The 20,280-nt window shown below is 39.4% G+C and carries 14 protein-coding genes; 1 reads left to right on the forward strand and 13 read right to left on the reverse strand.

All coding sequences use genetic code 11. From position 1 onward, the window contains the following. Nucleotides 1–55: 55 nt before the first annotated feature. The 5 genes from EC604_RS00700 to EC604_RS00720 form a co-directional block, all read right to left on the reverse strand. Complete coding sequence (locus EC604_RS00700; RefSeq protein ID WP_123062312.1) at nt 56–3,550, reverse strand: SIR2 family protein; 3,495 nt, start codon at nt 3,548–3,550, stop codon at nt 56–58. Between the two features lie 221 nt (nt 3,551–3,771). Then, the gene (locus EC604_RS00705) at nt 3,772–4,101 is read right to left on the reverse strand and encodes a hypothetical protein (RefSeq protein ID WP_123062313.1); all 330 of its coding nucleotides are present in this window, start codon (nt 4,099–4,101) and stop codon (nt 3,772–3,774) included. Between the two features lie 129 nt (nt 4,102–4,230). Continuing rightward, entirely contained in the window at nt 4,231–4,575 is a 345-nt protein-coding gene (locus tag EC604_RS00710) for a hypothetical protein (RefSeq protein WP_123062314.1), read from the reverse strand. 20 nt (nt 4,576–4,595) lie between these two features. After that, on the reverse strand, nt 4,596–5,726 hold the full coding sequence (locus tag EC604_RS00715; protein ID WP_123062315.1) for a WXG100 family type VII secretion target: 1,131 nt from the start codon (nt 5,724–5,726) through the stop codon (nt 4,596–4,598). A gap of 190 nt (nt 5,727–5,916) precedes the next feature. Continuing rightward, the gene (locus tag EC604_RS00720) at nt 5,917–6,804 is read right to left on the reverse strand and encodes an AraC family transcriptional regulator (protein ID WP_123062316.1); all 888 of its coding nucleotides are present in this window, start codon (nt 6,802–6,804) and stop codon (nt 5,917–5,919) included. A gap of 217 nt (nt 6,805–7,021) precedes the next feature. Between EC604_RS00720 and EC604_RS00725 the strand changes: the two genes are divergently transcribed. Then, entirely contained in the window at nt 7,022–7,777 is a 756-nt protein-coding gene (locus EC604_RS00725; protein WP_109998587.1) for an SDR family NAD(P)-dependent oxidoreductase, read from the forward strand. Nucleotides 7,778–8,436: 659 nt separating this feature from the next. Here EC604_RS00725 and EC604_RS00735 read toward each other — a convergent pair. From EC604_RS00735 to yaaA, 8 genes are all read right to left on the reverse strand, one after another. Further along, on the reverse strand, nt 8,437–8,808 hold the full coding sequence (locus EC604_RS00735; protein ID WP_123062318.1) for a DUF7674 family protein: 372 nt from the start codon (nt 8,806–8,808) through the stop codon (nt 8,437–8,439). 60 nt (nt 8,809–8,868) lie between these two features. Further along, a complete protein-coding gene (locus EC604_RS00740) occupies nt 8,869–9,270 on the reverse strand; it encodes a DUF4279 domain-containing protein (RefSeq protein WP_240036590.1) in 402 nt (133 codons plus the stop codon). Nucleotides 9,271–9,332: 62 nt separating this feature from the next. After that, nucleotides 9,333–9,821 carry a HEAT repeat domain-containing protein gene (locus EC604_RS00745; protein ID WP_123062319.1) on the reverse strand — a complete coding sequence of 163 codons (489 nt, stop codon included), beginning with the start codon at nt 9,819–9,821 and terminating at the stop codon, nt 9,333–9,335. Nucleotides 9,822–9,858: 37 nt separating this feature from the next. Beyond that, complete coding sequence (locus EC604_RS00750; protein WP_123062320.1) at nt 9,859–10,347, reverse strand: hypothetical protein; 489 nt, start codon at nt 10,345–10,347, stop codon at nt 9,859–9,861. A 157-nt stretch (nt 10,348–10,504) separates the two neighbouring features. Beyond that, entirely contained in the window at nt 10,505–11,137 is a 633-nt protein-coding gene (locus EC604_RS00755; protein WP_123062321.1) for a hypothetical protein, read from the reverse strand. A 47-nt stretch (nt 11,138–11,184) separates the two neighbouring features. Beyond that, on the reverse strand, nt 11,185–15,936 hold the full coding sequence (locus EC604_RS00760) for an RHS repeat-associated core domain-containing protein (protein ID WP_123062322.1): 4,752 nt from the start codon (nt 15,934–15,936) through the stop codon (nt 11,185–11,187). A gap of 48 nt (nt 15,937–15,984) precedes the next feature. Further along, nucleotides 15,985–19,290, reverse strand: coding sequence for a hypothetical protein (locus EC604_RS00765; protein ID WP_123062323.1), 3,306 nt, complete (start codon nt 19,288–19,290; stop codon nt 15,985–15,987). 236 nt (nt 19,291–19,526) lie between these two features. Continuing rightward, nucleotides 19,527–20,279: a peroxide stress protein YaaA gene (yaaA, locus tag EC604_RS00770; RefSeq protein WP_123062324.1), complete on the reverse strand. Its 753-nt coding sequence runs from the start codon at nt 20,277–20,279 to the stop codon at nt 19,527–19,529. Nucleotide 20,280: the final 1 nt, after the last annotated feature.

A 20,280-nucleotide genomic window follows, 5' to 3' on the forward strand; every position in this document is an offset into this window, starting at 1 on the left:
TTTTTAATTTCAAGAAAAACTTAATCAACGAACATTATTGCTACCTTTAACTATTTCAATTTTTATCTAAGTCAATAATACTATCAAGTTGGTAAACCCCAGACAAAATATACTGAGATTCATCATAGGGTAATTCAAGACCTCTACGCATACAATTAAATTTATGATGAAGAAAGCTATACTGGTTCTCTTTTGCCAACAAAAAGCCTTTATCAAACCAAAGTGAGTAATTGTCCAAGCTGTTATTTAGCAAGAATTTAGTATAGTGATAGATTGCTTCAGTATAATAGTAACGAATTGGTTGTAAATCATGAATTGCCTTCTCATAAAAATTAATAGATTTCTTTCTATCAGTCTCTATCAGAGCTAGCATTAAAGATTTCAAACCAGAGGTATATCTATTCGTAACGACTAGTCTATTTATAGTTTTTTTATCTATCTTGCCCATTTTAGCTTTAACGTAAGTTGTTTGCATCAATTGTGTGTATTCTTTTCTATAAAAACTACTACTTATAACTATTTCCAACTCATTATATTCTAACTTATCCAGGTTATATTTCATCTCCATTAATGTAAATGGTGGAATTCCTTTCCCTGATGAAGTTGTTAATTCCTCAATCTTCCCATATTCACCTGAGGAGAATAATAAACTAACTGTAAGTAAATAATTATCAAAATCTCTTTCTTTCACAAACTTTCTAACTTCAATCACATTACTATATATATATATTTCGAGCGCTGAGTTAAGAATATCTCTCTCTAATTCAACAGAATGATCAAGTTTATACATATCAGCAATTGGAAGTGATTTCTTTATCCTATCATATCCTTCCTCAAAATTACCTTCATTATATTTTGCATTAGCTAACATAGTCTCAAATAATAAATTTGACTTTGGCAGGTCGAAATGCTGTTGAATTTTTTCGAGTTTTCCACTAATTTGTTGAGTTTGATGGATTAAATCAAACATTAAAAAGGTTGTCGTTATATACTCTAACTTATTCTGTTGATCCTCATTAAAAGCTGTTATATAACTGTAACTTTTAATAAAGTTTTCAACGTTTTGATCAAAAATTTCCAACCCTATTGCTCGCTCAGCTTCGTAAATTTTATAAAGCATCTTGCTCTGAAAGTTCATAAATTCAAATGCTCTTTTATAAAAATCAATTTTCTCTCCCTCTGATCTTTTCAAAAATTGATGCTCAGCAAATCTTCCAATTATTGATTGTAACTTAATAAAACCCTTGTTGATTTCAATTAACGATTTGTTCTCTAGTGAGTTAATTTCACGATCAGTGATCTTTTTCGAATCCAGTTTATAATAAGTTTGCGAGAAAAACTTTTTTATATTATTCATGTGGATACCATCAGGAAATAAACATAGCAACTCGAACAATAGCTTTTCATTAACTTTCAATCTTTTATAGGAATATGCTATCGACTGGTAAAGTGATTTAGAACGTTCAATGTTAACATCAGTTTCGTCATCAAAAATATCCTCGTAGCCGTCCTTCGTGATATTGAAGAAATCCTCCTCCAAATCAGTTTTAAGAATGAACATGTTCTTGGACTTAGGAAGATTCCTTGCTGTAATTTTGATTGCTAGAGGATTATTATTTAATAAGTTCCCCAGTATGTCTTCTTTGAGGATTTTGATTTCTTCTGATTTTAATACAGATTTATAATATTTTCCAAAAAGTTGAAAAGCCTCTTCGTTCGTAAAAGCCCTCATCTCATGACGCTCCTCAAATTCCAACTGTACCCACTCTCTAGAGGTTATAACAACATTTACTTGATCACACATAAAAGTCACGAGAGACTTTATTTCATCTATTTCATCGATATAAAGTAATGTCTCAAAATTATCTAAAATAATAATAGCATTGAGTTCAATGTTATTTTGCAAAATATGTTCCTTCAGATTAATTGTGCTCTCAACGCCAAAGCATTGCGCGACCTTGTACTCAAAAGATTTATAGTTTGTAATGAATTCACAATCAATAAAGTAAATTCCATCTATGTAGTATCCTCTCTCGAATAGCTCCACCGCAACTTTTTTTACTGTGGTAGTTTTGCCAATACCCCCTGAGCCTTTTATGGTTAAAACTCGTTTATTTGTATCAATAATTTTCCTAGTAATATCCTCTAAATCTGTTTTGCGACCAACGAAATTGACAAGATTCTTAACATCAATACTCTCTGATAGCCATTGTTTAGAATCGTCATTTCGCGTTACATTTTTAGAAATCCCCTTCTCCACTTGGTTTAAGTCAAACATTTCCTGATTTAAAATGAGTCCGTTTTCGAAATTATCTAATGCTTTCTTTTGGAACAACTTGAAAAACACGCCATTTAAATCTTTTTCCCAAAAGACTGCAAGTGGAATAGAAATGGACGATGATGATATTCGAATTAGCTTGTCTGTAAAAATAAATATCCCATTGAGATTGTCTGTAATTAAATTTTCTTCTATCTCCTGCGGTGTAATTAATTTACTCTTTAGATATTGATCCTCAATGATCAATTTATCCTTCACCGTGTGAGTGAGAATGAAAATATAATTAAACCCCTCTAGACTTCTTAAAACTTCAGTAGAGAAGTAGAAACACTTAATGGTGACCTTGAATTTAGCAAGGTGTTTAGTCACCTTATCAAAATATGGATTATTCTCTTGGTCAATAGGGGCAGCTATTAACAACGCAATTGATACCTCTTTGACTATTGAAGGTGAACGCACTGGAGTTACATTGACTATATTTTTTGATGCTTTTCCACTATTTTGGTCTGAATCTTCTTTAATTTCAATTAGACTATCTAGAAAAGGGCTAAGTTCATTCCAATCCTTCAAATGGATAGGATAAACCCCATGTTGCTCACTTGCTGAGCTTTCTACCGTCAAATAATAATGTTGTTTAGAGAAACCTTTATAAATTGTATGAATATATTCAAGCTGCTTATTGACATAATCGTCAGACATACTGAATCCAATGAAAAGAATTGTATGATCTGCTATTAAATTTTTAAGCTTTTCAATCGCAGCGGTCTCCTTGTACAATTGGTCATAATCGTCCTGAAACAAAATACATTTTTCTGGATTCTCTATACATCCATGTAACTTAAGAAGAAAATTATCTTTTTCATGTAAATTTGCGATATGGAAAGTATTATCAAAAACAACCTTTCTAAAATTTGTCGCTGTTTCAAGCAATCGGTCATAATTAGTTGTTATAATTTTAGCGGAGATTTTACCTACTTTTTGATGCAGGTCGAGATTTAGTCCTTCTAATGACTTATCAATTTCATGATATAATACCTCATATACCTGTTTCTTTTTGTCTTTGATTTTATCTAATACTTCTAAAGAGGTAAACAAACCAGTACTTAAAACCTCTTCTAATCTCTTATATTTGTCGTCCTCTAATGCTAACTCATTCAGTACTAAGCTTATAAGTCCATTCCAACTCGGAAAATCTAATGGCTGGGAAAATCCTGCACCTATGAACAATAATAATTTATTTTCTTTAATGGCTTCAATAATTTGCTGGTTCATAATGCCCCCTGTAAATTGAAGATAAATTAATTTTATGCTTTCCTTATACTATCCTATTTATTATCTTATGAACAAAAAAATTATAAAACAACACCCAAAACCTTTTCCTGTGTACAACTCAATTGATGAAGTCTTTATACTGGTCTTATGTATTGATTGAATTATGGATTCACTCTGCACTGGGTAGTCCCCCTCAAACTGTAACATGACTGATAACTGATCTATCCTATAAAAACAACAGCATCTTTGCGCTGAAATGCCAGTGGTAATTTATTTTGAATACTCGTTATTCTTTCGAACATTTTATTTCTTTGTTCCTCAGTTAAGTTTTTTACCGCCCAATCTTTGATTTGAATTAGTTCCTCAATAATTGACGGTACATCTTCCTCCTCTACATCAACACCTGATGAGAAGAGGTCTGTCCATTGTAACCCTAGTGCTTCGATCGCAGGTTGCCAACATTCTTTAAAAAACGATTCCGTAGCAATGGGAACAAAGAAACTCTGTTCAAAATCATTTTGTGGTTCATATATTACAGCACTGATTGACATGCACTTATTCACCTCCAAAAGCAGCACTAAATTTGTAGTCTGGAAACTCTTCTTTTAATTTATTAATGCTTTTTCTAAAGTAAAAAAACTGGAGAGACGCACCCCTTCAAGGTCAATTCCAAATAATAATTAAGACACAATGAAATCTTCTATTGGAACTATATTCCCATTATCATCATCAATATAGATGCCACGCGGAAAATTCTCTTGGGACAATATTTGTCTCATCAATTTTTCATTCGTATACGTCATCATTATAAATTGAGGGTTTGAAAAAGGAATTCGTTTTATATCATTTTCTTCATAATCATTAATGATATCTGCTGCACTTTCATAAAAAACATGATCGTAACCGTAATCTACAACAAATCTATTCTCAGTAAGATTAGTAGATTTATTTTCACCGTAATGTTTCAGATTACGAATACGGTTCAGAGTGAAACTTTCATTGCCAATAAGAATTATCCATTGCATGCAGCATTCTCCCCTTTTTATTACCTACCAACATAATTAATTAAGTCCGTTTCACTTGTAAACACTTGGAACCCTTCTTTTTGAAGCCCTTTTACAACAGCAGAATTTGAAATTTGATTAGGTAAATATACAATAACTTCTTTATTTGTACTTGAGGCAGTATTTATTGCTTGTCGCGTCGCACCTTTTCCACCACCTTGTTTAACTTGAATTATTGCGTTATCAAGTTCAATATCATAATCTGTCAATGGTGTTCCATCTGCTCTATATACTTTTTTATTTACATCTACCACTTTACCTGGATATCTTGCTTCAATAGCATTAGCAGTTTCACCTACATATTTATCGGTTGAAATAAACGTCCTGACGTTAATCGTGCGCTCAGTACTCCTAGTTTTCCCCGCTTCAGCCGCTTCCAAATTCTTTTTAATCTTCGCCACCGCCGGATCAGAAGCAGGCAAGCGAAACGGCCCTTTGCGACCAGGCATACTTCCGCGAACCATCTGGAATGCCATAAAGATCTGGCTGAACTTCAGAGAAGTCAGCATCATCTGAGCATACTTATCGGATACAGGCTCGCCTGTGAAGGGATGGATTCTATTTTCCAAAGATTTAACCTGCATTTTGAAAATATCTTCCTCTGGCGCTTCCACATGAACTCCTTGCATCCGGTCGATATTCACATTCCCCTGATCCTTCGCATAAGCCTGTACGGCCGTATAATCCAGCTCACCATTCTCGTTCACCGGTACCCACACATACCTACCATAGACATCGACTTTCTTCATCCGGTAGCCCTTATTACCCGAACCCGCATCACTTGCTGAACTCTTCATCATTGCTGCCGCACCAACAGCACCAATAACACTACCCAGACTCCCTTTCTCCGCATCTGCATTCTCAAACCGAATCGCAATATCCTTTAACTCTTTCGTAGTATACACCATACTCTCCAGTGCTTTCTGTAGTACGGGGCGTGACCGCGCAAAATCATCATAAAAGCGCTCCTGTGTCACACCCATCCACATGGCTTGAAGGAACATAATCTGCCTGGAGAGATTATCTTGGATATGCTCCAATTGTTGCCTCGCCTGATCCACCTGATTCGATACGTGATGTAACTGCTCAGGGGTAACTTTAATTGTACTCATCCGTTTTCACCGCTCATTTAATATGGGATAAAACTATGTTAGCAGAAGTTTAATGGCAATTTCATCCGGCTAACCTCCTGATTTCAATTCATTAATCCACTCTCTCAATGTTGAGCTTCCATACTATGGTCCTACAGTTTAATGGGAACACTGTTTCCGTCCAGATTAATGCTAATGATCCCCGGATTTTCTAGTCCCTGGCATGTTCGATTCGTCTTAGTTTCTCCGTATCTCGAGCTGGAGATAAACCGAAGAAGCGGGAATATTCGCGATTAAACTGCGAGGCACTCTGATAGCCAACCTGATATGCAGCACTGGCTACTGCATAACCCTCAAATGCAATGAGATTTCTAGCCTCCAAAAGCCTTAATTGCTTTTGAAATTGAATAGGACTTAATCCCGTTGCACTTTTAAACTGACGGTGAAAGGTATTTATAGCCATACCCGATTTGGATGCCATCTCACCGATGTCTATGGGCCTCATAAAATTATCGCGAATCCATTTTACAATTTGAGAAATCTTGGAAAAATTACTTTCCCTCATACCCAGTTGTTTCAGATACCATCCTTGCGGTCCCATCAAAACGCGATAAAGAATTTCACGTTCATAAGCCGGTGCAAGAGCCGGAATATCTCTGGTTGACTTAGTTAATCGCAATAAGCGTAGCCATGCCTCCATGAATTCAAGATCCATCTCACAAGCTGCGAACTGTGCAGAAGAAGTTGGGATTAGATTTTCAGGCAGATCTCTTAATAAGCGTTGGAGAACATTCTGATTTATCGCAAGACCAAGAGACATATAAGGGCCGCCATTCCTATCTGGATGCACACTCGCCGTTGCAGGAACATGTACCGGCAGAACATAATATGAGGGGCCTCCCAGTGTAGTTCTGCGCTCCCCGATTGAAAGCATTTTTGTACCTTGAACCGTAAAACCAATCATCGGCTCGTAGAGTGCTGCAAGCTGATGAGCAGGAATATCTCCCTTAATCATGCTCAGCCCTGGAACTTCGGTTTCAATCGGTCGAGTGCCTGCACATTTCATTAATTCGATAATTTCATCCATAATTTTTTTCATGCACCTATTTTATCAGATGAATGTGTATCCCTCAACACAGCTCTGAAATGAAGCAGCATTTTTAGGCTCTTCTGATTTTATAAAATAACGATATTCTCTGCTCATTACAATTACATGTGGTGGTTTTAGGCAATTTAAAGGTGTGATTAGATCTATATAATTTCCGCAGAGAAGACTAAAATAAAGTCCAGATCGATCACAAGAAAGGGTGGATATGATGAAAATTGCAATCGTAACAGGTGGAAGTAATGGCATTGGAAAAGCGACGGCCCTGGAGCTAGGCAAGCGCGGAATTAGCGTGATTCTCACATACAATTCCTATAAGGACAGAGCAGAAGCGGTCGTTAAGGAAGTGGAGCAAAATACAGGAGTTCGGGCTGTAGCACTGAAGTTAAATCTGACCCAAATATCAACATTCGAAGGTTTCGCCTTAGAAGTCAAACAGTACCTAAACGATATCTGGGACAGAACGACTTTTGATTACTTAGTTAATAATGGTGGTATTGGCGGACCTATGATGTTCAATGAGATGACCGAAGAATATTTCGACAACATTCTTAATACGAACTTTAAAGGACCCGTTTTTTTAACACAACACCTTGTGCGATTTATGGATGATCATGGAGCCATCGTTAATACTACGAGTTCTTCCAAGAACCAATCATTCCCAGGTTACTCTGCCTACGGCTCGTTAAAAGCAGCCTTCTCCACATGGACTCGTTATATCGCCAAAGAACTTGCACCTCGCAACATACGGGTCAACGCCGTTTCTCCCGGCCCTACGCACAGCAATTTCGGCGATGGCGTATTCGATAAACATCCCGAATTCATCAAACCACTGGCTGAGCAATCTGTATTTGGCAGAATAGGCCAACCTGAAGATCTTGCGAAGGTCATTGTGAACGTATTGTCCGATGATTTCGGCTGGGTCACTGCCCAAGACATCGAAGTGTCTGGCGGACACTTGCTCTAAGGTGTGAGTACAACATGGGGGTCGGTAGCTTAAAGAAATGACAGATGCTGAGCACTGACCCCTAACCAGATATGGATTAGCCAATAGCTTTTCAATATAGCCTTTTTCTGTTCATCTGCACTTGCAGATTTACTCATAAACGCACTAATGTCTGAAAAACTCTACGTCCCCCAGTATATGCATATCCTGTTGGCATGTCCCATAGCATTTCGAAGCATATCTTACTCAGATCATCTTTTTAAAATACATAAATCTCTAATCTACAATCAATTATCGGGCTTTACCTAATATATAATTCTGAACCTGCTAGAGCGCTCCAGCCTGCAGCTTTCTTCCCTCTTCGTGCTATCAACAGAAACAGAAAATATGGGAAGGATCATTCTCACAACAGTACTTATACTTAACGAAGAATTCCATTTCCTTATTATAATGCCTATTGAAATCATATTAATTATGATAGATGGAATACCACAAATAAGCATGATCGGCATGCCGACCAAATCGAGTGATTTTTGAAAATTAGAAGTAGCACCAACTAAAAACCAAATAAATACGGCTAGATTAACGAGAACCGTTGTACCCCAAATCCATTTGATCCACTTCGACACACGCTCACCTCCATACTCAGCAGAATTCTATTCCTTTCGTTTGCCTCACTTTCATGAAAAATACTTTCCTGTGTGCAAATCTTCTATTTCTACTGAGAGCTTTTTAGTACGGTGCCCCATATATTGGTACACTTTATGTAAAACATCAATATCCCCTCCAAGGTTGTACAATATCGTTGTAGATAACACTTGTACAATGTAAAGGTCCGAGTGTAATGCCATCCATTCAAAAAAACGGAAGAACTTTTCTATTTGTTCAAAATCACTTTGCTCCTGAAGCAATCTTTCCACATGAGTAGACACTTCATCTCCGAAGAATACATGTCCTAGAAACTCTTGATTGAATTCCACATGCTCGATATATCGATCATTGAATTCCGGAAACAGTTTTAGAAATTGACTTATTAAGATGTCTTTCTCCATTCTATTTCTCTCCTCTGATTGATAAAAGATCATGCTTCCACCACATCGTTTATATATCACCTACATAATATATAAATCCAAATCAAACTCTGCATTCAACTCATATGCTGTATGTATAGCTTTTTGCTCAATAGTAATCGCCGGAGTTTCATTATCTAATACTCTGATCGAGAAGCTGAATAGAAAATTTAGATGATGCTTGATTTTTAAAGTCTTTAGAGTTTCAATATGGGGTTCCAACAGCAGCAATACTTCATTTAATTGATGATTAATATCATATGACTCCTGATAACCCGTATCCCAGAACCAGCAGGTTTCTTTTCGATATAACTCTTTATGACCGACCTTTTCTCCTTTTACATACCATCCTGTTGGATTGAATCCAAGACGTTCCGTAATTAAACTTGGTTCAAAGTGATCTCCTGTGATAATAAACTCTACCATAATATTGGTTTTTTCCATTTACCATTCTCGCTCCTTCTTTTAGTAGACTTCTTCAGACTCAAGGATTATTCTAAAAATGTCTAACCGCTCAACAAGGCTAATGATTCATCTAACAATTCATTAGTGTGCATATTTTTACACTTCAATAAGGCCTCTTTGCAAACCTGTTTCTGCTGCTCGCTTAATTTCTCCGCCACCTTTTCAAATAATAGAAATGACTGCAGCCTCACTTCCAAACTCGCATCTCCGATCAATGCCACAATGATCTCGATATAAGGCTCATAATGCATTTCTTCCATTGCGTATAGCAGAGTGCCCCTGCTCCTTCTCAACTGAGCGTTGGAAAGAGCCTCAATTAGCGGATAAACCGCTCTATTGTCTCCAATATCCCTTAGTGCGATGGCGACTTCATTTCTGACAAGAGTATTCTGGGTTCCGGTCAAAATTCCAATGAGGAACTCAACTGAAGATTGATCTCTTTTTTCTCCTAACTCAGCAATCAGAGTCATCGCTTCCTCGAACCTCTCTGCATCTAATAAATCCTTGATGGTAGTGTGTATTGGATGCAACCTCCCTTATATAAATTCTATTACGAATCGAATCCATTTATAGTAGTTCAATGTTATGATTCCAATGGTCTAAATAAAAGGTAATATTGGATCTGATATTTAACTTGTTCCAATCCTTTTTATCAATCGGAAAGGTTTCTTTGCCAAAAACAGGAGATATAACGTGAATATAAAATCTCCCATCATGTTCAATCATTTTAGTGATCACTCCTGTCAAAGGGTCTTTTGTCGATTCTTTATTAATTGAAACGATGTATAGATATTTCCCCTCGTTAAGATACCTATAGGTTAGTTCATCCTCTCCTTTTAATTTGCTGCATGATGGGCTTTCAAAGGTTTCTGTCTTCGTTCTGTTGTGCCCTTTTGACGAATCGCTAACAGTTACCTTACATGATGAATCACCCTCTAGTTCAACTGAAATAATGTGCGTGGTCGATGATATAGGTGTAAGGTCATTCATTGAATACCATATCCAACCTATTGTTGCAATGATCAAGAAGCTACCGGTGAATACTGCTTTTTTCAAATAATCACACCTTCTATAACCTTAATAAAGTAACGAATGCACAACTTTCTTTAATATTGTAACCATCTGTAAATAGTATGTTAAAACACTTTATTAAAAAAATGAATAAACCAGCCTTTTGACGGGCTGGCTAACATTTAAACATTGTTCACAATTCTCACTTAATTTCCTGTGATTGTCCTTTTACAACATCAATCATATAGACTTTATGCATGCCCAACTTTTCAGTGGTAGTGAGTTTGTATTTTTCAGGTGTTTCTGTAGGTTGCAAGACAGCCCACTGCCAGTCAGATCCTGGACCAGTAGTTAATGCAACGATTTCTTTAGCATCCAGATCTAGGGGAATCGTTCTCTTCTGAGTTTGACCAGAAACCTCTTTTATAATTAAATTTACCTGATTATTTCTATGAGACATGTTGATTAATTCGAGATTATACTCGTACTTCTGATCAGATGTGCGGCTGACTGGATCACTTTCAACTCGCTCGGGTACCACTGTATTATCTATGGCGTTAAGAAATGCCGGTATACAGAAGAGTAATATGAGAATAAACACTCCTCCTACAATCATGGTACTTACACTTAACTGGGAATTCCATTTTCTGATAAGAATTACTATTGAAATAATACTAATCACTAGAGAAGGTATACCACAGAGAAGCATAATCGGCATACCGACTAAATCCAGAGATCTTTGAAAATTAGACGTTGCCCCAATTAAAAACCAAATAAATACTGATAAATTAATTAATGTAGTAGCAATCCAGATAAATTTCATCAAAGTTGACATTCTCTCACCTCCAAATCAGGTATGAATCTACAACTATCACAATAGTTTTAATTTAGTCTCATCTCAATATATTTCTTCCATACATTTACATTACTATGCATTGAAGAATGATTTGTAACTCCTTGAAGCTTCCAGTAAAACTCTCTATCCTTTTTGGGAAGAATAACCTCAATATTCAGAGCACCTTCAAACGTTCTTCTTGCTTTCCCACTTTTTTTCATTTGACCACCATTATTCTGAATAATGTCGTAATTATTATATACTTGTATATGTTGACCCACTTCTGTTGTAAGTTTATATTCACGTACTGGAGTAGCAATTGTTATCAGTGTTTCTACATGAACCCCTAACTTAGCCAAATTGTTGGCTACCATTATGGCCACATTCCCTCCATGGCTATGACCTACTAATCGGATTGGTTCTTTTGAATTAGATAAATAATATTTATATATTCTTTCTGTTATATCTTTCGCTGCTTCTTCCCGAGCAGGAACCTTATTCTTACCGCTCCAACTAAGTCTTGTAATCGATTCATCTAGAACACCTTCAAGATAACTTCGAAAATCTTTTGTCCATGTCTCCTTGTCACTCCAAGTTCCATGAATTAACCAAGCCACATGCCCACTCGGATCCACATATTTCAACGGATTGTTATGAACATAAGAATACAGATTCAAACTCAGTGGATCGTTGAGTTCCCCTTCATACGTATCCTCACCGATGAAACGGGCCATGCCTGGGTCGTACCAGCGAGCTCTCAAGTATTGCAGACCTACGGTGTCATCCCAGTATTCTCCTGCGTATCGAAGTACATTCGGTACCGTTTCTTCTTTGGTTAACGGTCCGCCCCAGATATCGTATGTGTAACTGTTTAGAACTTCGCCTGCATCGTCCACAAGGCCAACAACGTCACCATGTCCGTTCAACTGGTAGTACTCCAGTTTGCCCGTCTTTTTATCCTGCCGGGCCCATAGCTGCCCATACAAGTCATAGATATAAACGTAAGTAAGCTCTGCTTTTCCTGATGTTACTATAGCCTCAGCCATCAATTTAGCTTCTTCGTCATAGTAATAACGGATCGTTTGCTCGCCTTCGGTACGTTCGTACAACAATCCATCGCCATTATAGCTATAGTTTACGGTTTTACCTTCTCCAGTAGCTTTAACCATACGATTCTGGCTGTCATACGTATACTGTGCATCCTTCAGACCGTATATTTTTCCGCTTCCGGTACTGTATCGGTTACCGTTCTGGTCGTAGGTGTACGTTTCTTTTTGCGTGCCCGTTTCAGTCTGAATCCGGCTCAATTCATCGTACGTGTACTGATCCGTTTTTCCGTTCTGTGTACGGGTCGTAATGTTTTTGTTACCGTCGTACTCATAGCTAAACTGCTGGACTGCGGAAGTTCCTTGAGAGATCGTAACCCCCGAAAGGTCATATCCGTTAAATTGGTAGCTTGTACTGAGCCCTTTACCAAAAGATAATTTTTCGAGTGAACTATTCGGTTTGTAACTAAATGTCATACGATCTACCGGTGTTGTTCCCGATGAAGCAAGAGCAGAAGCTCCTCCTGTACCCGAGGTAATATCCATGGAAGTGACCCGATTCATCACATCGAGCTCTCCGTGAATACGAAGGGCTTGTCCCTTTACATCAGTCAACGTGTATCCCAGACGTTGCTGTGTATTATTTTCATAACTCAACTGTGTTCCATCTGGAAATGTTAATCCGTCCAATATTCCATCTGATTGCTGATAGCTGTACGTCGTTTTGCCATGGTCGTCGGTCATGGATGTTCTGCGCCCAACAGCATCATACGTATACGATACGCTCGTATCTGGTGCCTTCATGTTTGTGAGCATGTCGTCACTGTTGTACGTGTATTCGGTGACTTTTCCAAGTCGATCCTGCTTTTTGATCAGATTGCTTCGTTTATCATAGTAGTAGCTGGTTGCCGAGCCATCCTGAATAGGGGGTGTCTGTTTAATCAGCCTGCCCAGTTCATCATACTGTTTGGTTACCGTCTGACCATTCGCTGATACGACCTGAGTCGTCTGACCTTGATAGCTGTAGAAATAACGGCTTGTCTCTTGCTTCGGTGTGGTGGCCGTTGCAATCTGACCAATAGCATCATACGTATACGTTGTCCGTTCGCCGTTACCATCAATAGATGCCGTCACATTGCCATCCAGATCATACTCCTTCTGCTGCAATGGAACGTAAGAACCGTTCTTATATTCCTCTAACAATGTCACGCGACCCAATACATCTCTTTTTTCTCGGGTTTTGTTGCCAGCGGCATCTTCATACATTACCGTACGATCTACAGCGCTATAAGCTGTGTTGGCTGTAGTCGTATCAGGGTATTGAGTCTTTGTCGTTCGGCCCAACGCATCTACGACAAAACGGGTTACATTTCCTTCAGCATCTTCAACCGCAGTGACATTCCCTTCACCATCGTAGGCATACTTATAGGTAGCCTCTGCCGTCTGTTCTTCTGCCAAAAGACCTAACGGATTATACCGCTCTTTGGTAACCATACCGTCCGGGGCGGTGTTGGTAATTATATTTTTTACATCATCATATGCAGTGATTGATTTGGTGCCATCCGCATGGGTGACTTGAAGAACCCGTCCGGCTTGGTCATACTGATACGTTTCTTCTTCACCGGAAGCATCGGTTACTTTTTTCAGTTCACTAGCACCATTATATTCGTATGAATCAACGTAAGGAATTGCCTTCCCGGCAATATCATTGACAATGGTTGATTTCGATTGAACCAAATGTCCTGCATTCGCATCATAACTCAGCGTCACAACGCGGTCTTTAGCCAGATAACCGCCTTTATCCGTTGTCGTGACAACTCTGCCTTTCGCGTCGAGTTTGATTTCGGAGTCAGATAATATCTGTCCTCCGTATCCGTTTTTGGTTACACTTCGTAATACAGATCCTTGTCCATTATAAGTCGTTTCTGTGTATCTTTCTAACCTGTCATTAATCTTAGTCGTTGTACGAATGGGTTGGATCCAAAAGTACGGAGACTTCCCGGTTTCATAGGCATAAGTGGATTCTTGTCCCGTACTTTGCTTCTCGGAAGTAACCATTCCATTCGTATCATAGATCACCGTAGTGGTCAGTTTATCTCCTGTGCGACCGTTCTCACTAGTCCATTCGGATTGTTCTGTAGGCAGATTCCGTTTATTTTGGCTATCGTACTTGTACTCCGTGTTATAGACGACACCATCTCCACTTAATTCATGCTTATCCACCCGGATTAAATCCGGCTGTGCAGCTGCACCGAATGATTTGGAGAACTTCCACGTATCCACTGTATTTCCTGATTTCACTTTGGTCGTCCATGAAGCGGATTGACCGTATGACTCCAGATCCTCTCCAGAGTATTCGAAATTAACTTTGTCCAGATTACCTTCGGCATCTGTTGAACTAAAATGACTTTTGCGCTCTCTGACTTTGTATACAAAATGTACGGAAGACGTTCCAACCTGCTTCAAAGCCGGTATGTAGGCATAATCTGTTATCGCTGAGGATGGGCTTGTAATACGCGACAGCAATGCCGTATGCATCACACCATGTGCACTCTGATTTTGTTGAAGCTCTGGTAAAAAGTTGAATTTGGATTCTGGATAATAGTACGTATAGGTCGTTGTTCGATCCAGCGCATCCGTAAACTCTCTCAGAATACGAATATCTCCGTCCTCACGCTGAGTATAGGTCACTTTCCGATCCGTTCCAGCAAGCTGAACAGTCATTTTCAGATCGCTATACGTAAATGTCAGCGCTTGACCTTCGCTGTTTTCAATCCGAGAGATAACACGGTTACCGTTTGAATTCGTATATTTGAAATTCACCGCGTTTCGGTAGGCATCCGTAATCTGCAACAATTCTCCTGTTTGTGTAAACAAATACTCGTACCCGTTGCGGATGGACAAACGATAACTGCTGGCTGCTCCATCCACCGTTACAGTTGCATCTTTTTTAAGTGAAATATCATTCCATACATAACCTTCTAGTTCCAAATTTGCGTTTAAACGATAATAACCCACACCTGGAACATAAATGTACTGGTTCTCTCCACGTTGTTCCATAAAAGGTAGATCCCAACGCCAGCCCTGTCCAAGGCCTGCAGCTGTTTCTTTACGCGGTGTTACCGCATTAGAATACGTTTGAGTCGCTTCGTCATACTCCACACCAAGTTGTCCATTGGCTCTAGCTGTATCATAAATACGTGTCAGATCGAAGGGAATCAAACCCGGAAGTGACAGGTCGGCACTTTGAATCGTCATCTCTCCTGTAGCAGTTGAGATGGACTCAGCTCCATAAGACGTCATATACCGGGATGCTTCATCCCGAAGATCGACATGATCAAGCCCTGTTTGATCCACGGTTGTTCCTGTACCTGGAACTTCATCGTCAGCTGCAAGGATTGAAAAGGGTTTGAGCTGAGATGAATCAGACGGTGTGGATGAGGAAGGGCGTAGCCCCTCCATTGTAATCGGTTCGCTGACTTCCTGGGTTTGAAGCCAGTTCTCAGCAGCCGCACCGCCTGAGCGATCTGTCTGTAACGCCTTATACAACTGATACAAGGAGTAACCTTGATCGAGTTTCGCTCTGATCCATTTCTCTTGAATACCAAACTGCTCTTGTAAACTATGAATTGTAATATAGGTAGCAGAAGGAAGAGAATCTCTTCCTTCTGACGACGATGCCGCCGCAGCCTGCCCTTCATACGCAAAAGAGCCAAGCCCACTAAAAACTAATATCGCACATAACCATATCAATGTTATTTTCCTAAACACTTCATCACCTCAACCTAGTTTTAACAATCATTAATTAAATGGGAAAATTTTCTTTGTTCTTTTCGTTAAATTACCGTTACGGTCATACTCAAAAACAATCTGATCTCCTGTATACAGCACTACTTTAAGCAATTGATTGGCATAACCGTATTCGTAGCTGTTATCGTTGCGAATGTTCATCCAGGCCGCTTTAATGGCTCCTTTTATCGGTTTGCCTTCCTTTTCACTCAGTTTGAGATAGTACGTTTTTCCACCCTGCAGATCCCATTCAAGCACGGTATATTGCTCGCCGTACACCTGCTCCTGATCTACGGAAGACACCAGAGGCATACTGAGTTCCTTGTCTTCATACAACTCCATTCGAGGTTCGATGGAAAAATCTCCTGATTCTTTGATCGCAATTCGATATTTATCAGAGCTATAGGGACTGAAACGGTAGTAGATATTACCTTTTTGCTCTTTCGGAAGTTCGGTTTCCGTATTCTCATACAACGTCAAAAACTCAACTTCCACTTGTTTGACCGTAAAATTACGGTATGGAGCTACGAATTTCAACGTTTGGTCTGACACATTATGCACCTGAATATCAGATCTTCCAGGTACATGTTGCGGTCCTACTGCATCTTTCCCTTCCTTAACAATGACTTGGTTCTGATTACGGATTACGTAATCGTAGACCAATCCTTCTACTTGAGATGTAAAGAGCACGGATGAGAAAGAAGATGTATTAGAGAATATCGCCGTGGTGTTCGGCTCCAAATTTCGTTTAAGGAGTGCAGGCTCCTGACTAGGGCTAGCTGTCACAGGTGCACTATATTGAATCGTTACCGGCTCAGCAGATATTGCAGTCATAACGAGTGTTCCGCCAGCAGGTATTTCCCAAGCATCCAAGTCTGAACCTGCCGTTAGATGCAAGAATTTATCGGTTCCTTCGTAAACTACAAAATCAACAATGGAACTGTTTGTTCCTACCCGATTGATTAGAGCCGTTGTTGCACCCGGATTCGTGAAGACTGCACTCTGTCCCTGCTTCACCGTAATTTCCGTTTCAGGTGATGGGACTTCGTCGTCTTGTCCACGGAAAATACGATAAATTCCTCCATACGTTATCGCTTGCTCGGAAATATTCGTAACGACAATTTTTTTACTCCCCAAGACAAGTGGATCAAATGCTACTGCCGTTCTCTTGGATGATTCCGTTCCATCTGAATTGAAGATGATATAATCAAAAAATTTCTGTTGATTACTAGAGGCATCCGTCCTGATTCTCTTGGAATCGGAGCTTATATTTGTAAAGGCATAACTCTCTCCTTTGTTTAACGTTACACGCAGATATGCCGGTTCCTTGCTATCTACTACAGAAAAATCATCTGTGTATTCAAACAGGATAGGTGTGCTTCCTACTACAGTAACAATGGCTTCACCGCCAGATGGAATATTAGCGAGACTACCATAATTATTGAATTTGTCACTATATGCTTTGCCATCTGATTTATATACAACTACGTCATAAAGTGAACCTACCGATTTCGCATTACTCCGAATTGGATTCCAAAGTGAACCTCCGTTTTGAAATTTCACGGATTGACCCGGTTCAACAGTAATTTTACTCAAGGCTTCATTAGGTCGATCCTCTACATCAAAAATGGTATAGATAGCCCCCATCGTAACAGGTTGTGCAGATACGCTTGTAATTACAGCTTTATTTCCGTAATACACAACTGGAGCAGTCGCTGTTGATTTTTTAGTACTGCGTTCTGTACCATCCGGGTAATAGGTTACATAATCAAATAAACGAGCTTTGTTAGTCGATGAAGCATCACTGTCGAGATATTCTCGACTGCTACCATAGTTCCAGAAAGTCACACTCTCTCCTTGGTTCAAGGTTACACGGTGATGGGAAGGTTCCATGCTGTATTCAAAGGAAAAATCATCCGTGTAACTAAATTCAATCGGAACTTGCCCTACAACGGATACAATGGCGTAACCTTGGGATCGGATCATCGGATTGACATTTTTGTTAAAGCCGTCAGAATGCACAACATTTTCCGAGGTATACAAGGTGTAATCAAAAACAGCTCCGTTGGCGCTGCTCGCATTGTTTTTAATTGGGTTGGCTAATGATCCATTATTCCGAAAAATAACGGATTCTCCAGGATATACAGTCACTCTTGTTATCGCATCCCCGCCAGCTTTCTGAACATCGAAAGTTCTGTATGGCACACCGTATGTCACAGGTGTTGAGGTTACCAGTGTCACCACAGCTGTTCTACCCGCAGCGATAGTCGGCTTTGTGGTTGAATTGGTCCCGGTCGTACTTTCTGTACCATCGGGAAGATAAACAACGTAATCATGTTTATCTTTAGAGGTTCCATCACTCTGAAGCGCATCCGATTTGGAACTAATATTCGTAAACTGATAACTCTCTCCTTGATTCAAAGTTACTCGTGTATACGCCGGCTCGTCACTCCAGTCACCCGTGTATACTTCATAGGGAAAACCAACACTAACAGGCTGTGAACCTGCACCTGTAATAATAACTTCATTTCCTCCAGCAACTGAAGGCTTGCCTGTAGTTTGGAAATTTGAACTTACAAGACTCCCATCCTCTTTGTAAACAGCATAGTCTATCTTCTTATCTTGAGCTGTGGAAGTACCCGCACTTAAAACTCTTGACTGTGATCCTTCATTGAAGAAGCGGTAACTTTCTCCTTTGGATAAAGTCACACGGTGCATCGCAGGGTTTGTGGACACACCATAGGAAAACTCCGGTCGAACCGTAACGGTGAAAGGATTTTCCCCGCTTGATGTAATGACGATCGTGTAGCCTGAATTTACCGTTATACTTCCGGTAAAGTCTAAATTATCACCTGAAATACTTCCGTCCGGTCTATAATTGGCATAATCATATGCACTGCCTCTTGAGGTTGATGCATTGATACTTAAACTCCTGGCAACGGTCCCGGTATTGGTGAATGTATATGATTCTCCCGGATTCATGACTAGTGTTTCGTTCGCCAAAGCCGCTGCTTGGGTAGTGAACATGTGCTCTCCGTATGTATCATCCGTCACCGTAAACGGGTCTGATTCCTTCATATGTTCTTCACCTTCATTTACATCCTCAGGTTCTTCATAGAAATCAGGGTCCCAACCCTCTACATCCACCTGCCCTATCAGCACTGCATCCTCCGCAGAACGGTTAACATCAACACCCGTGCTTTCGGACGTTATTATTGAAGCTGATGGATCTGAAAGTGCATAACCGCTAGTTGGAAGCATGGTTCCAATAGCAAGCCAGAAAACTAGAAAAATAATAAAGCCTCTTCGTAAATTCATGAAATTTCTTTTCCTCCTTTATATTCATCTTCCAGTTCATCCCTTAAAAGAGATAAAGATGGTCGAATTATAAGTATCGTCATTTTCCTTAATTTAGGTAATAGTTAATTAGTCCTTTATTTTAGGGACTTTTTTCCTTTTAAGGGTGTGGATAAAACAAAAAAGCCGCCAGATGGCGACTCTTTAATGGAATAAAACAGCTTGTTATTCTCTTACATATTAAATAAGCTTCACTACTACTTTTCCTCTGAATAGATAAACACATAAGTACTCTCATCTGACTGTTCTTCCGAGAAAACAAAATCTAACCGATCGAATCCCTTAATATCGTGCACATCCGAAATCTTCCGCTCTGCCATATAACGTACCATCTCACCTCTGGCCATTTTGGCGCGGGTTGCCTTTTCAACCAGCTTCCCACCAACCATCTGTCCGAATACACATGTGATAAAGCGGGTCTCCTCTTTTAGAAAAGGGGTGATGTTCTTGCTATACTCTTTGGAAGCCAGATTGAGTACGCAGTTGCTTTCCGCCTGAAGCTGATCAGCCAGCTTGCTGCCCCAGAACTGATAAAGGGATTTGAATCCCGGCCCTTGCAACTTGCCCTGCATTTCTAACCGATAAGGGGTTACTCCATCCAAAGGACGTAAGATGCCATAAAATCCGGATAATATGCGCAAATGTTGCTCCAGATACGCCAGCTCTTCCTGCTGAAAAACGCCAGGCGCCATATATTGATACTGAATGCCTTCATACGAATAGATGGCTGGCGTCAGATTATTCTTTATATTCATGTTCTGAATCCGCTGCACATTCTGTTCGGCAATGGCATCGTTACACTTCCAGAGCGCTTTAAGCTCGTCATAGGATAAGGTTTGAAGCAGACTTAATAACTGTTCTGATTCATTTATAAATTGCGGTATCGCGGCGCTAGCCATCAGATCGGTGTCGACCTTCATCTTCTTGGCTGGTGATATAATAATCCTCATC

The sequence above is a fragment of the Paenibacillus amylolyticus genome, from assembly GCF_003719335.1.
GTDB lineage: Bacteria > Bacillota > Bacilli > Paenibacillales > Paenibacillaceae > Paenibacillus > Paenibacillus amylolyticus_D.

What these genes read in the sequence shown, in the direction of transcription:
- EC604_RS00755 (WP_123062321.1), bottom strand. Translation starts at nt 11,137, where the DNA reads ATGTCAACTTTGATGAAATTTATCTGGATTGCTACTACATTAATTAAT.
- EC604_RS00705 (WP_123062313.1), bottom strand. Translation starts at nt 4,101, where the DNA reads ATGTCAATCAGTGCTGTAATATATGAACCACAAAATGATTTTGAACAG.
- EC604_RS00720 (WP_123062316.1), bottom strand. Translation starts at nt 6,804, where the DNA reads ATGAAAAAAATTATGGATGAAATTATCGAATTAATGAAATGTGCAGGC.
- EC604_RS00765 (WP_123062323.1), bottom strand. Translation starts at nt 19,290, where the DNA reads ATGAATTTACGAAGAGGCTTTATTATTTTTCTAGTTTTCTGGCTTGCT.
- EC604_RS00735 (WP_123062318.1), bottom strand. Translation starts at nt 8,808, where the DNA reads ATGGAGAAAGACATCTTAATAAGTCAATTTCTAAAACTGTTTCCGGAA.
- EC604_RS00715 (WP_123062315.1), bottom strand. Translation starts at nt 5,726, where the DNA reads ATGAGTACAATTAAAGTTACCCCTGAGCAGTTACATCACGTATCGAAT.
- EC604_RS00700 (WP_123062312.1), bottom strand. Translation starts at nt 3,550, where the DNA reads ATGAACCAGCAAATTATTGAAGCCATTAAAGAAAATAAATTATTATTG.
- EC604_RS00725 (WP_109998587.1), top strand. Translation starts at nt 7,022, where the DNA reads ATGAAAATTGCAATCGTAACAGGTGGAAGTAATGGCATTGGAAAAGCG.
- yaaA (WP_123062324.1), bottom strand. Translation starts at nt 20,279, where the DNA reads ATGAGGATTATTATATCACCAGCCAAGAAGATGAAGGTCGACACCGAT.
- EC604_RS00740 (WP_240036590.1), bottom strand. Translation starts at nt 9,270, where the DNA reads ATGGAAAAAACCAATATTATGGTAGAGTTTATTATCACAGGAGATCAC.
- EC604_RS00710 (WP_123062314.1), bottom strand. Translation starts at nt 4,575, where the DNA reads ATGCAATGGATAATTCTTATTGGCAATGAAAGTTTCACTCTGAACCGT.